The sequence below is a fragment of the Neobacillus drentensis genome (assembly GCF_036962125.1).
Taxonomy (GTDB): Bacteria; Bacillota; Bacilli; order Bacillales; family Cytobacillaceae; genus Neobacillus; species Neobacillus drentensis_B.
Genome location: NZ_JBALOA010000008.1, coordinates 1 through 14212, shown reverse-complemented (window position 1 = coordinate 14212; position 14212 = coordinate 1). Strand labels below are relative to the sequence as shown.

The following is a 14212-nucleotide window of genomic DNA, read 5'->3' as shown; positions in this document are numbered from 1 at the left end:
ATTATGGGATGTTACGTATAATGTTTTTATCTAGATAGGTGTTGGGAATGGGGCGGTTTGATGAGCAGGTTATCGGTGATGACATATGTTTTTGGGGCTGTTTTTTTCGTTGTGAGTTGCTCATTTGCGGTCTTTTACGGATATAAGGTTCTTACGCATGATTTACCGATAGAGAAAAAACAGCATGAAAAGTATGATTATCATTTTGTTTTGGTTCCTGAAGAGCTCGATAATGAATATTGGAGACTTGTCGAGCAAGGGGCTCAGGCCGCCGCGACAGATTATCGGGTAATGTTGGAATATGCAGGTCCTAAGCAAGCAAATATAGATGACCATTTAAAGACGATTGAAATGTCGGCAGCCTCCAAAGTCGATGGAATCCTGACACAAGGATTGAGTGATGAACAATTTACACCTCTAATTAATCGAGTGGTAACGAGCGGGATTCCAGTTATAACGGTCGATACCGATGCAGCCAATAGTAAACGGCTTGCTTATATTGGCACGGATAATTATTATTCTGGATTCCTCGCCGGCAAGGCATTGATTCAAGATACAAAAGGGAAAGCCAATGTCGCGATTATTACAGGTAATTTTTATGCTAACCATCAGCAGCAGAGGGTAAAGGGTTTTCAGGATGCCGTCAAGGGAGAAGAAGACATCCATATTATCGATATCGTCGAATCTGAAATTAGCAGAGTCCGAGCCGCAGAAAAAGCCTATCAAATTATCAAGAAACATCCTGAGGTCAATGCCTTTTTTGGGACCAGTGCTTTAGATGGAATTGGGATTGCCCAAGTGGTCGATAAATACGTTAAACCGGGCAAAATCTATATTGTTGGATTCGATAACTTACCGGAAACACTGGAGTATATGCGGAGGGGAACGATCAATGCAACAGTGGTTCAGGAACCCTATGAAATGGGGTATCGGGCCGTAAAGATGATGATTGATCTTATTAAAGGAAAACCTGTCAATCCAATTATCCATACGGACACTCGAATAATCAGGGTTACGGATTTACCGGTAAGTTACCTAAACAGAATGGAGGAGAGCAATTGAGAATCTTTAAAATTAGATCGAAATTACTCCTTTATTTTATTGTCCTGGTTGTCTTGCTAACATCAGTTGGGTTCTTTTTTTATAAAAGCAGTGAAAAGCTGATGATTGAATATGACGATAGCTTTGAACGATTTTTGCTCCTCAACGATATCTCCAAGCGGACGAATTTGATATCTGAAAATTTGCGTGGTTATCTCTTAGATAAGGAAACTTCCTATCTAAAAGATTATAAAAAAGAAAAGTTCAAGCTCATTCAAGACCAAAAGCGGCTTAGCGAAGAAATAGATAATCAAGATATGACCTACGCAAATTATAAAAATATGATTGATAGCTTTTTAGATGAATGTGATGCCACCATAGGCGCTTTTGAAAAGGACGATATTAACAGTTACTCGAATCATTTTAATGGAGTTTTGAAGATTGCTTCCTTTCTCCAAGAAAGAACGCTAGCCCTGTTAAATAATAAATTAACAGACTATCAAAATTTCTATGCGCAAATGGAAAAACAAAATCATTACTATAAACTATTGTCTATATCGCTCTTTGCAGCGGCTTTTTTTCTGAGTACTCTGCTTGCCTTATGGATTTCCGGTGGGATTACCAAGCCGATTAGTTTATTGTCAGAGGCCGCAAAGCAAATTTCGAAAGGAAACTTAGCAGGGGCAGATATTAAAATTACTACGAAAGATGAACTAAAACCGTTAACGGAAACCTTCAATCAAATGCGAACGAATTTAAGGCAGCTTGTCACTGAAATTAAACAAAAGTCTGAATTAGATAAGCTTTTAAAAGAATTAGAGTTACGAAGCCTGCAAAACCAAATCAATCCTCATTTTTTATTCAATACATTGAATACGGTTTCAAAAATGGCCTACTTAGAGGAAGCGGAGCAAACCTCGAGATTAATAGAGGCAGTGGCTGCAATCCTCCGCTACAACTTGAGTGATTTTGATAAGGCATCAACATTAAGGGAAGAGGTTAGAATTGTCCAAGAGTATTTTTATATCCAACAAACACGATTTGGGGAACGAATTACCTTTGAAACAGACATTGACGATGATTGTTTAGATATTCAAATCCCAAGTTTAATTCTGCAGCCCTTAATCGAAAACGCCTTCATGCATGGGGTTGAATCTTATGAGGAAAATGGAGTAATAAGTCTGCATATACACAGGCAAAATGGCCGGATCTATGTCGAGGTCATTGATAACGGGGCAGGGATGGATGAGCACACCAAAAGGAGATTGCGTAAATACGTAGAATGTATCGAGCCTGAGGAAGGTTTTGAAGCGGAAAAAACAAAAAGTCACTCGAATGGGATTGGCGTGAAAAATGTAATTAGACGACTCCAGCTCTTTTATCAAAGAAATGATATTTGTGAAATTGAATCAGAGCCAATGTGCGGAACAAATTTTAGATTAACAATTCCTGAGACAGTTAAAGGGGGGAATGGGCTTGTTGAAAATTCTTATCGTGGATGATGAAGTCCTTGAGCGGACAGCATTAACAAAAATCATTAGCGGTTCTTCCAAGGACGTAATGGTAATCGGTGAAGCTCCCAATGGACGGAAAGCGATTGAAATGGCCGCGGAGCATCGCCCAGATCTAATTTTTATGGATATCAAGATGCCCGGAATTGATGGGGTTCAAGCTGTCAAAGAGATAAAAAAATTTGACCCAGGAATCCGCTTTATCATGGTGTCTGCCTTTAATACCTTCGAATATGCAAAAGAAGTGATGCAGCAGGGAGTTAAGGAATATATCTTAAAACCTAGCAGAAAACAAGATATACTTGCGGCATTAGAACGTGTTTCTGGTGAAATTCTTGAGGAGCAAAAACAGAGAGAGGAACAGCAAAGTCTTAGAGAAAGCCTTGACCGGGCTGTCTCGATTGCGCAAAAAGAATGGGTATCATCGGTATTAGTGAATCAGGTTCAGGATATTACCTTTGATGAGTGGGGACAATTACTCGGAGTGGAAATTACCTCTGGGTATATCATGCTTTTCGCGGTTCGCCCAAAAACGGGACGCGATCTGTCAGCAGTTGATAAACAAAACTGGTATTTATGGTTAAAAGATACCCTTCCCTCTGTCGTGAATAAGCAGGAAATAATGGTTGGCCCGTTAGCAGATGCACAGGTCCCTGTTCTATTCCTTTGTCAAAAAGCTGCAGAAAAAGCCCATTTTAAAAGGAATGCGCAGGCGGTTATTGATCATTTGAATCGTCTGTTTGAAAAACAATATGTGGATGCGGAGCTGAAAATCGGGGTTGGCCTTCCATATACCCACGCACATGAACTAAATAAGTCCTACCTTGAAGCACTCACGGCTTTACAGCAGCTCATAAAAACACCGAATCGAAAGTATTTATTTGCTGCAAGACAAGGATCCGCTGAAGCGCCTTCTTCATCTGGTGTCATAGAGATAGAGAAGAAATTATTAGAAGCCGTCAGGCAGGGTGATGTCAATCAAGTTTTATTCATCTTTGAATCGTTTGCAATCATGCTGGAGAACGATTCAAATATAAAAGGTTCCCTTGTGAAAAAGTCATTTGATGAATTGTTTATTCTTGTATCCCGCATGCTCCATGAATTGGGAATTAGCTATGAACAAACACCGTCAGTAGCAGCATCGGAAAATATCATGGAAATTTTTGAAAAAGGAAAAGCACACTTAATGGCGGTCGTCCATCATGTTCAGGTATGGAGAAATAATCATGCGAAAGGAATGCTCCATAAGGCGAAGGAGTATATTGAAGATCATTACGCTGATTCGATCACCTTGGAATTAGTTGCCGAATATGTGGAGCTTAGCCCATTTTATTTTAGCAAATTATTTAAAGATCGTTTTGGGATGACCTTTATTGACTATCTAACGGAAATACGGATCAAGCGTGCAAAGGCAGAAATGGTTGACCCAGGAAAGAGTTTGAAAGAAATATGCTACTCGATTGGGTATAAGGACCCAAACTATTTCAGCCGTGTCTTTAAAAAACATACAGGATTATCCCCAACTGAATTCCGCAAAGTAACGGTAGATTAGTAATATGATCGTGCTATTCATAAGGCCCATTCGCATAATCGCGAGTGAGTCTTATTTTTTTATCTGAATGGAACCGTTTGCAAAATAATCTAGATAATCACAAATTTGTGCTAGACTTTTGAACTATTGAAAACGATACCAGGATGCTAGTATAAGTGTAAGGGCTTACACCAAGGGTAAGTAAAGCGGTTTTGCTGCCTTGCCAGAGTCTTTACTAAATAGTAAAAGGAGAATGACAACATGTTTAATAAGAAAAAAGGGTTAATTCTATCTTTGACAGTTGCATCTAGTATTCTATTAGCAACAGGCTGCAGTAGTTCAACAAGCGGTTCAGATTCTGGAAAAGGCAAAGACGCTAGCCTTCCAGCAGTTGGTGCAACTATTTACAAATTTGATGACAACTTTATGTCATATGTACGTCGTGCAATGGAAACTTCAGCTAAGGACAAAGTAAAGCTGATGTTAAATGACTCTCAAAACGACCAAGCAAAACAGATTGAACAGGTGGATACACTAATTGCAAAAGGAGCTAAGTCTCTTGCGATTAACCTAGTAGATCCAAAAGCAGCACAAACAATTATTGACAAAGCGAAACCAAAAAATATTCCTGTTATCTTCTTTAACAAAGAGCCGGATGCATCCGTATTAGCAGGCTACGATAAAGCTTACTATGTTGGAACGACCTCTTCAGAATCAGGAGTTCTTCAAGGTGAACTAATTGCTAAAGCTTGGGAAGCTAACAAAGATAAATATGATAAAAACAAAGATGGCAAGTTGCAATACGTATTACTTAAAGGCGAGCCAGGACACCCAGATGCAGAAGCTCGTACAAAGTATGCAATTGATACTGTAAAAGAAAAAGGAATTCAAGTTGAAGAATTGGCAATGGATACTGCTATGTGGGATGCAACCAAAGCAACTGAAAAAATGGATGCTTGGATTGCAAAGTTCAACGATAAAATTGAATTTGTTATTGCTAACAATGACGGTATGGCACTAGGTGCGATTTCTTCTCTTGAAAAAGCAGGCTACTTCTCTGGTGATAAATTTGTTCCAGTTGTAGGTGTTGATGCGATTCCAGAAGCACTTGAAATGATTGAAAATGGCAAAATGGTTGGTTCGATCCTAAATGATGCGAAAAACCAAGGTAGTGCAACAATTGAACTTGCAACAAATGCAGCAAACGGTAAAGATGTTTTAGACGGAACAGAGTGGAAGCTTGACGATAAAAAAGCAGTTCGTGTTCCTTACATCGAAGTAACAAAAGATAATATCCAAGTGGGTAGAGATGCTTATAAGTAAGTTCTAGTTGAGTTGTAGCGCCTTGTCCAGGGGCTTATGACCCCGAGCCCCTAAGGCGCTCTTCGAACAAAGGAAAAGCGGGTGCTTTTCCTTCGTTCGGGGTAAGACTCCAATCAACATGGAGATGGACACCGATCTCGAAAAACAAACTTTAAATATGAGACGCATTAACAGTTCCAATCATATTTTTACAAGGCTTTATCAAGGAGGTTCGCTTATGTCAGAATCTAGCACTACCAATCTATTAGAAATGCTTAATATAACCAAAAGATTCCCTGGGGTACTTGCCTTAGACAATGTTTCCCTAAAAGTAAAGCCGGGTTCGGTACATGCCCTAATGGGTGAAAACGGTGCAGGAAAATCAACGTTAATGAAATGCTTATTCGGCATTTATTCCATGGACGAAGGCAAAATTATCTTTAACGGAAATGAGATATCCTTTGCTAACTCCAAGCAGGCATTAGAAAACGGCGTTTCCATGGTGCACCAGGAATTGAACCAAGTACGCCAGCAAAATGTAATGGATAATATATGGCTGGGCCGTTATCCGAAAAAGGGTATTTTCGTAGATGAAAAGAAAATGTACGAGGATACCGCAGCTATTTTCAAAGGTTTAGATATTAATATCGACCCTCGCAGTAAGGTAAGTTCGTTATCCGTTTCCGAAATGCAAATGGTCGAAATCGCCAAAGCGGTTTCCTATCATTCGAAAATTATTGTAATGGATGAGCCAACATCATCTTTAACTGAAACCGAAGTAAATCATTTATTTAGGATTATTAAGAGACTTCAAAGTGAAAATGTCGCAATCATTTATATTTCTCACAAGATGGAGGAAATCTTAAAGATTTCTGACGAAGTAACGATCATGCGTGACGGCCAGTACATTGCCACCAGAAGCGCAAAAAATTTAACAACAGATGAAATTATTAAGCTAATGGTAGGCCGCGATTTATCACAGCGGTTTCCAGTTAAGGAAAACAAGCCTGGAGATGTCATACTGAAAGTTACTGATTTAACATCAGAAACACAGCCATCTTTTTCGGATGTTAGCTTTGAATTGAAAAAGGGTGAAATTCTCGGAATTGCCGGCTTAGTTGGTTCCAAACGAACGGAAGTAGTCGAGGCACTCTTTGGAATCAGGGCATTAAAGTCAGGAAAGATCGAACTGAATGGCAAGGTAATCGATAACCATTCTCCACAGCATGCCATCAAAAACGGGTTTGCACTTGTAACCGAGGAAAGACGATCCACAGGAATCTTCTCAGATTTAAGCATCAGTTTTAACTCGATTATCTCAAATATGAAACAGTATAAAACAAAAAGCGGCTTCTTATCCAATAAGAAAGTGGCCGACGATACCCAATGGGTGATTGATTCGATGAAGGTAAAAACTCCATCGCAAAAAACAGCAATCGGCAGTTTATCCGGTGGTAATCAGCAAAAGGTTATTATTGGGCGCTGGCTATTAACAAAGCCTGATATATTATTGCTTGATGAACCAACTCGGGGTATAGATGTAGGGGCAAAATTCGAGATTTACCAATTAATTAACCAATTAGCAGCAGAAGGAAAAGGAATTATCATGATTTCTTCTGAAATGCCAGAGCTTTTGGGTACGACAGACCGAATTTTAGTTATGAGTAATGGAAGAGCAGCTGGGATTGTTGATACCAAGACGGCATCCCAAGAAGAAATTATGCGATTAGCCGCATTGTATTAGGAGGCGACAAAGATGAGTACAGAAGCATTAAAAAAATCGGACTCTAAGGATATCAAAAAGTCGAAATTCTCAAAGTGGATTGTTGATAATGTTATTTATTTAGTATTAATTCTACTAGTCATTGGGATTGTGGCAGCGTCACCGGATTTCTTATCGATGACGAACTTAATTAATATTTTAAGTCAGGCATCTTCACGTGTTATTATTGCTCTCGGGGTAGCGGGTATCCTGATTCTGGCGGGTACTGACCTTTCAGCAGGTCGGATGGTTGGCTTGGCAGCGGTTGTTTCAGCCTCAATGCTTCAAGCAAGTGATTATGCTTATAAAATGTACCCACACTTACAAGAATTACCGCTATTTGTACCAATTATTATTGCCATGTTAGCAACTGGTTTCATCTCTGCAATCAGTGGTGTGATTGTTGCAAAATTCCATGTGCCGCCATTCATTGCGACACTCGGTATGATGATTGTTGTATACGGTACATCTTCTATCTACTTTGACCGTCCTCCATACGGAGCACAGCCAATTGGTGGTTTAAGTGAGAAGTTTACGACTTTTGCACAACGCGGAATTAAGCTTGGTCAATATGAGTTCCCATACTTAATCTTCTATGCGATTATTGTCTCACTTATTATTTGGGTGATTTGGAATAAAACGCAGCTTGGCAAAAATATGTATGCAATCGGCGGAAATCCTGAAGCAGCAAAGGTTTCAGGGGTAAACGTAGCCAAGAATATCATTATCATTTATATGATTGCTGGTCTTTTATACGGATTCACTGGTGTTCTTGAAGCAGGCCGTGTCGGCAGTGCTACAAACAATACTGGTAACATGTATGAGATGGATGCTATCGCAGCCTGCGTAGTCGGCGGAGTGTCATTGACAGGTGGAATTGGAACCGTACCAGGAATCGTCACAGGGGTACTAATATTCCAAGTTATCAACTACGGATTAGCCTTCCTAGGCGTAAGCCCATACATTCAATTCATCGTAAAAGGCTTAATCATCATCGTCGCAGTAGCCTTCGACATGCGCAAACACGCAAAGAAAAAATAAGTAAAACGTGGTGTCAGGTACCACTCGTGGACAAATGTCCACGAGCGGTACCTGACACCTTTTTACATACAAACTATCAAAGAAGTTGTCTATAAGATTTTATGTTTTGTCTAATGACAGGCCTGGGCAATGGTGTATAATCAATATTAACTGAATATTTACATAAATTTAGCAATAAGCTTACTATGGTTTGCCATAGCTTCCTCATCATCTTCATGTTGAAAGTCTGCACATTTGCGTTTTTATCCTCCACAAGATTTATTTACAAGGGTTCAAGCAGTTATTCTCATTCTTATAAAGGGGTGTGTTTACTCATGCAACGTCAAAAGTTATTGGTTAATGGTGAAAGACTGAAGAAAACCTTAGAACAATTTGCAAACTATGGGCGGACAGAAAACAATGGGGTCACAAGATTGTCTTTATCTAAGGAAGATATCCGTGTAAGGGATTATTTCCGTGCGTGCTGTGAGGAATTAGGGCTGACAGTCACGGTTGATGATATGGGCTGTATGTATGCGACCCTAGCTGGGACCGAGAATAAACCTCCAATTCTAATCGGCTCTCACCTAGATTCAGTGAAAAAAGGTGGCCGCTTTGATGGGGTCTTAGGGGTTGTTGCTGGTTTAGAAGTGGTCCGGACGTTGGTCGAGAATCAAATTAAGCCCCAAATTCCCATTACAATTGTGAACTTCACGAATGAAGAAGGTGCTCGGTTTGAACCCTCGATGATGGCATCAGGGGTGCTCTCTGGTAAATTTGATAAGGAAGTCATGTTAAAAAAGGTAGATTCAGAGGGAATTACCTTTGGCGAAGCCTTAAAGGCCAGCGGCTATGAAGGGGAAAGGGAAAATCGAGTGAGAGAGGCTGCGGCTCTTTTAGAGTTGCATATTGAACAAGGCCCGATTCTTGAAAAAGAGGACCTCACTATCGGTGTCGTTGAATGTGTGGTCGGGATGGCCTGTTATGAGATTGAAGTGACTGGAGAATCGGATCACGCGGGGACAACTCCGATGAATATGAGAAAGGATGCCTTGTTTGCTACGAATAATTTAATAAACGAAATTCGCAGACGCTTGGGAAATTTAGATGAGAATTTGGTCTTCACGATTGGCAGAGTCAACGTTTACCCTAGCATCCACACGGTTATTCCGAACAAGGTCGTCTTTACACTTGAAGCACGCCATAAAGACATGGAAATTGTCCGTACCGTTAAAAGTTTCATTGAATCGCTTCCGGATTTAACTACATTAAACGAAGGCTGTGACGTAAAGACAACAAAGTTATGGGAAAGGGACACGGTTTGGTTTGCTCCGGAAATCTGTCAAACATTAGAACAATCTGCACAGTCACTTGGCTATTCTAATAGAAGAATGGTCTCAGGTGCTGGCCATGATGCGCAGTTCATTGCTAGCTTCGTTCCCACGGCCATGCTGTTTGTCCCAAGTATTAACGGTAAAAGCCACTGCGAAGAAGAACTAACCACCTGGGAAGACTGTGAGAAGGGAATTAATGTTTTATTAGATACCGTTTTAACCATGCTATCAAAATAGTTAATGAGACATATATGGATGAGTAATGAAGGGGCCTTTTCGCGATGAGGAAAGGGTCCCTTTTTATTATTTTTGGACTCTATAACGTTACTAAATCCAAATGTTATATTAAAAGTTATTTATTGTAAAATAAATCATAAAAGTGTAAAATTACACTATATTATATAGGAGGAATAATCATTATACGGGAAAAAGGAGTGGGGATATGGGTCAAAAAGTTAAGTTTTTATTGTTATATTTTGGAGTAGTACCACTAGCTTTAAGCTTTTTTGCATTTGCAATCATGACAGAGGTGGATAATATCCTATATGCCGTACTTCCAGGTTTAATTATTGGCGGTTGTTTGGCAGGTTTTCTAGTTAGCAGGAAGTTGGAAAAGCAGGAAACATTAAAGGACTATCTGATCGTCAGCCTTGTACCACTTGCCTATACAGCGGTACTGTGGGCTGTATTTATGCTGATAAGCGGAGGGTTTTATGGAGCGGAAGCTTGGTTATATTATAGTATTTCTCAATTATCCTTTGCGCCAATCTACTTTATCGCACTGCTAATGGGGGAAGGAAGATTATTTCTTTGGGCACCGTTAGCTTACGAATTGTCATTTATTTTAGGGGCAGCGTTTATAGTCTTACTCCTGAGGAAGCGCCCGGCCATCAATAAAAAGCAATTGTTGTCGGTGGTAATGGTGTTTGTTCTAGCAATGGGGATCGGCGCAGCCGTACATTGGCACCGAAGTCAAACGGTTTTGCCATCCTATGGGTTTGAATATGGCGGAGGATACTCGAGTACGGACCTATCTCCTTATGAGGTGAACAATCCGGATAACATTCTGCCAAAGCTGAAAACCCCATCAACCTTTACTATCAAAAATCCAAGTGATATGCCTATTTTAGACGGGGCAGAGGCAGCGTTTCCTGTTTATTCTGCGTTTGCCAATGCAGCTTATGAAAATGTCGAAAAAGTTTATCAGGAATATGGTGAGGTTGTCACCTTTACCAATACCATTTATGCCTATGAACGACTTTTAACAGGAGATGTCGATATATACTTCGGGGCAGAACCGTCAAAAGAGCAGCAACAACTGGCGAAAGAGTACGGAAAAGAGCTGGTGATGACACCAATTGGCAAGGAAGCGTTTGTCTTTTTTGTCAATCCAGATAATCAGATTGATAGCTTAGCAGTTTCGGAAATAAAAGACATTTACTCTGGTAAAATAAAAAATTGGTCAAAGCTTGGCGGCAAGGATGAAAGAATTATTGCCTTTCAACGGCCAAAAAACTCAGGGAGCCAAACCCTTTTAGAAAAAATTATGGGAGATACGCCCATCATGAAGCCTCTAAAAGAAGATGTGCCAGAAGGAATGGGCGGGATAATCGAACAGGTGGCGGACTACCGAAACTATGACAATTCCATTGGTTTCTCGTTCCGCTTTTTTGCTACAGGAATGAAGGCAAACAAAGACATTAAGCTGCTCGCAATCAACGGGATCGAACCAACTCCCGAAAACATCGCGAGCGGCAAATATCCTTTCACCGCCTCGCTCTACGCAATCACAGTGAAGGATAACAAAAAGATGGGGACAATCCAACCATTTCTAGAATGGATGCAGGGGCCACAAGGACAAGAACTAGTTGAAGAAGTTGGCTATATTAAAGCTGGAAAGTAATTTAGAAGCAAAATTGGGTGACAGGTACCATCCGTGTACAACTTTCCACCGTGCACGGACACCACTTCCTAAAGTTTTGGGATTATTTAAACTTGTTGAGCGTAAATATAGAAACATAGTTTGCTAATATGGGGGTATCTGAATGAATAAGTCTTTAGTAGGAAAAACCGCGTTTATTACCGGTTCTGCGAGCGGGATTGGACTAGAAATCGCGAGGACATTTGCACAAGAAGGAGCAAAAGTAGTCATCTCGGATGTTAATGCGTTAAAAAGTGAAGAGGTGGCAGCTGAATTAAGGGAGCAAGGACTCGAAGCACTTTCAGCACCTTGTGATGTTACTGACGAAGAAGCATTTAAAAGGAGTTTGGAGTCTGCTTATCAAACCTTCGGAAGTATGGATATTTTAGTCAATAATGCTGGAATGCAGTATGTATCGCCAATTGAGGAGTTTCCTACTGAAAAATTCGAATTACTTGTAAAAATCATGTTAACGGCACCATTTATCGGCATTAAAAATGTTTTTCCAATCATGAAGAAACAAGGTTTTGGAAGAGTCATCAATTTGGCCTCGATTAATGGTGTCATCGGCTTTGCCGGTAAGGCTGCCTACAATAGTGCAAAGCATGGTGTTATTGGTCTCACAAAGGTTGCCGCATTGGAGGGCGCGGCTGACGGTATCACTGTAAATGCTTTATGTCCTGGCTACGTTGATACCCCGCTCGTACGAAATCAATTGGGGGATTTAGCTAGAACAAGGAATATCACGGTAGACCGTGTAATTGAAGAAGTAATTTTCCCGCTGGTTCCGCAAAGGCGGCTATTATCGGTGACAGAAATTGCTGATTATGCAGTCTTCTTAGCCAGTGATAAAGGTAGAGGCATTACAGGTCAGGCAGTCATATTAGATGGGGGTTATACGGCTCAATAAAATGCCTAGAGAATCCTATTCAATAGTTGTGAATAGGATTTTTTATATCATGTGAAAATTTCCTACTCTCAACTGGTTGCAATTTCCTTTTTTTAATGAAAATTATAACTATGGTAATAGTCAAGACTCTAGTTTATGATAAGAGGGAATATTCGAAATCGTTCAGAGTGGGTGGATGTAAATTGATCCTGTTAGACTATATTGTTAATCTTGCAATTTTCTCACTTTTGGTTAGTGCACCTTTAGTTATCTTTTCTTACACTAGGCATAAACCATTTAAGCAGGTTCGCCTATGGGGGGCCGTATACGCAGGAATGGTTTCCATTCTCCTCGTCATTTTGTCATTCCAACAACAAGGATATTCTTACGATATTCGATATGCTCCTATTATTTTAATATTTGCCTATCTTGGACCAATTGCTGGGATTATTACAGGCTTATTTTCAGTAACCGCCAGGCTGATGACAAGTGGTAATTGGTATCCAGTTGTCATCGGCTGGGTCTCATTGATGACGGGTTTTTCAGTGATCCATTTTTACATAAAACGGCTTTCAGCTGTCAAAAAAAGCTTTGTCCTCTTTTCTTCTTATATTGTCATTTATGGAATGATTATCTATACATTTAAGATCTTTATTGATAATCCAATTTTCCATCTTCAATACTTGTTATTTGTGATGTTAGGGGTAATCATTGGCGCCTTACTAATTGAGTCATATATGAAGCTGCATCGATTAAATAACAGATTAATAGATATGTACCAAATGGTAGAAGCAAGTGAGGCAAAGTACCGCCTTATTGCTGAGAATACCTCCGACCTTATTTTAGTATTGGATAAGGAGCAGTCAATTAGTTACTTTTCTCCTTCACACGAAATCGTTTTAGGATATACAAGCTATGAACTTAAAAAAGTTGAATTATGTCAGTTTGTCCATCCAGAAGACGTTGGCGTGTTTCGACACACGATTGAGACGATGTTTGAAAATAAGGAATCGCAATCAATGGAATTCCGAGTAAAACATTCAGATGGGCATTGGATTGACTTTGAGTCGCGTTGTATGCCTGTTAGAGGAGAAAATGATTCGATCGAAAATATTGTTATCATTAGCCGGGATATCTCTGAACGTAAGCAGGCAGAAGAAATTCTTCTCCGGTCGGAAAAATTGTCGATTGTGGGCGAATTAGCGGCAGGTGTAGCCCATGAAATTAGGAATCCACTGACAACCATCAAAGGCTTTATGCAGCTTTATAAACGAGGCGATAGTTCGATTGATGACTTGCTCCTTAGTGAATTGGCCCGTATTGAGAACATTACTAGTCAGCTCCTAACCTTGGGAAAACCGCAAGCAGTACACTTAGAACGTTCGAATCTCCTTGAATTAATTAAAGGGACGCTTGAACTTCTCGCCCCAGAGGCATTGATGAGTAATATTCAATTTAAATTGAATTTTGAAGAGGACTCCTACTTTATTACCTGTGAGAAGAACCAATTAAAGCAGGTATTCCTGAACATTCTAAAGAATGCAATGGAGGCGATGAAGGAAGGGGGAGAAATTCAGATCTCTCTCCGAAGAGGAGACAAGGATGAATGTATCATTTTGGTACAAGATCAAGGCTGCGGAATCCCGGAAGAACTACTTCCTCGTCTAGGCGAGCCGTTTTATACATTAAAAGAAAAAGGGACGGGCCTTGGATTAATGATAAGTAATAAAATAATCAAACAACACCACGGCACCATTACGTTTAACAGTAATGGCCAAGAAGGAACCAAAGTCGAAATAAAATTACCATCGGCTAGTTAGATATTTGGGTGTCAATTTGTGTGTGAATTTGGGTGTCAGGTACCACCCGTGGACAGTTGTCCACGGGTGGTACCTGACACC

10 protein-coding genes are annotated in these 14212 nt (G+C 40.1%); all 10 read left to right on the top strand.

Annotated features, from left to right (window positions below):
* Positions 1–60: 60 nt before the first annotated feature.
* The 10 genes from V7121_RS08465 (at position 61) to V7121_RS08420 (ending at position 14131) form a co-directional block, all read left to right on the top strand.
* Positions 61–1062, top strand: coding sequence for a sugar-binding protein (locus V7121_RS08465; protein ID WP_335494746.1), 1002 nt, complete (start codon positions 61–63; stop codon positions 1060–1062).
* Complete coding sequence (locus V7121_RS08460; RefSeq protein ID WP_335494748.1) at positions 1059–2543, top strand: sensor histidine kinase; 1485 nt, start codon at positions 1059–1061, stop codon at positions 2541–2543. Before V7121_RS08465 ends, V7121_RS08460 begins: the two co-directional genes overlap by 4 nt.
* Positions 2518–4104, top strand: a complete 1587-nt coding sequence (locus V7121_RS08455; RefSeq protein WP_335494751.1) for a response regulator transcription factor — start codon at positions 2518–2520, stop codon at positions 4102–4104. The genes V7121_RS08460 and V7121_RS08455 overlap by 26 nt, the downstream gene beginning before the upstream one ends.
* A gap of 240 nt (positions 4105–4344) precedes the next feature.
* The gene (gene mglB, locus V7121_RS08450; RefSeq protein ID WP_335494752.1) at positions 4345–5406 is read left to right on the top strand and encodes a galactose/glucose ABC transporter substrate-binding protein MglB; all 1062 of its coding nucleotides are present in this window, start codon (positions 4345–4347) and stop codon (positions 5404–5406) included.
* 217 nt (positions 5407–5623) lie between these two features.
* On the top strand, positions 5624–7129 hold the full coding sequence (mglA, locus tag V7121_RS08445) for a galactose/methyl galactoside ABC transporter ATP-binding protein MglA (RefSeq protein ID WP_335494753.1): 1506 nt from the start codon (positions 5624–5626) through the stop codon (positions 7127–7129).
* A 12-nt stretch (positions 7130–7141) separates the two neighbouring features.
* Positions 7142–8188, top strand: a complete 1047-nt coding sequence (gene mglC / locus V7121_RS08440) for a galactose/methyl galactoside ABC transporter permease MglC (RefSeq protein WP_335494754.1) — start codon at positions 7142–7144, stop codon at positions 8186–8188.
* Positions 8189–8502: 314 nt separating this feature from the next.
* Complete coding sequence (locus tag V7121_RS08435; protein WP_335494756.1) at positions 8503–9738, top strand: Zn-dependent hydrolase; 1236 nt, start codon at positions 8503–8505, stop codon at positions 9736–9738.
* A gap of 205 nt (positions 9739–9943) precedes the next feature.
* Positions 9944–11404, top strand: coding sequence for a substrate-binding domain-containing protein (locus tag V7121_RS08430; protein ID WP_335546360.1), 1461 nt, complete (start codon positions 9944–9946; stop codon positions 11402–11404).
* A 142-nt stretch (positions 11405–11546) separates the two neighbouring features.
* Positions 11547–12332, top strand: a complete 786-nt coding sequence (locus V7121_RS08425; RefSeq protein ID WP_335494759.1) for a 3-hydroxybutyrate dehydrogenase — start codon at positions 11547–11549, stop codon at positions 12330–12332.
* A gap of 182 nt (positions 12333–12514) precedes the next feature.
* A complete protein-coding gene (locus V7121_RS08420; protein WP_335494762.1) occupies positions 12515–14131 on the top strand; it encodes an ATP-binding protein in 1617 nt (538 codons plus the stop codon).
* Positions 14132–14212 lie beyond the last annotated feature (81 nt).

Excerpts from the sequence above, each read along its gene's own strand:
- V7121_RS08435 (WP_335494756.1), top strand. The coding sequence starts at position 8,503 with ATGCAACGTCAAAAGTTATTGGTTAATGGTGAAAGACTGAAGAAAACC.
- mglB (WP_335494752.1), top strand. The coding sequence starts at position 4,345 with ATGTTTAATAAGAAAAAAGGGTTAATTCTATCTTTGACAGTTGCATCT.
- V7121_RS08465 (WP_335494746.1), top strand. The coding sequence starts at position 61 with ATGAGCAGGTTATCGGTGATGACATATGTTTTTGGGGCTGTTTTTTTC.
- mglA (WP_335494753.1), top strand. The coding sequence starts at position 5,624 with ATGTCAGAATCTAGCACTACCAATCTATTAGAAATGCTTAATATAACC.
- V7121_RS08430 (WP_335546360.1), top strand. The coding sequence starts at position 9,944 with ATGGGTCAAAAAGTTAAGTTTTTATTGTTATATTTTGGAGTAGTACCA.
- V7121_RS08425 (WP_335494759.1), top strand. The coding sequence starts at position 11,547 with ATGAATAAGTCTTTAGTAGGAAAAACCGCGTTTATTACCGGTTCTGCG.
- mglC (WP_335494754.1), top strand. The coding sequence starts at position 7,142 with ATGAGTACAGAAGCATTAAAAAAATCGGACTCTAAGGATATCAAAAAG.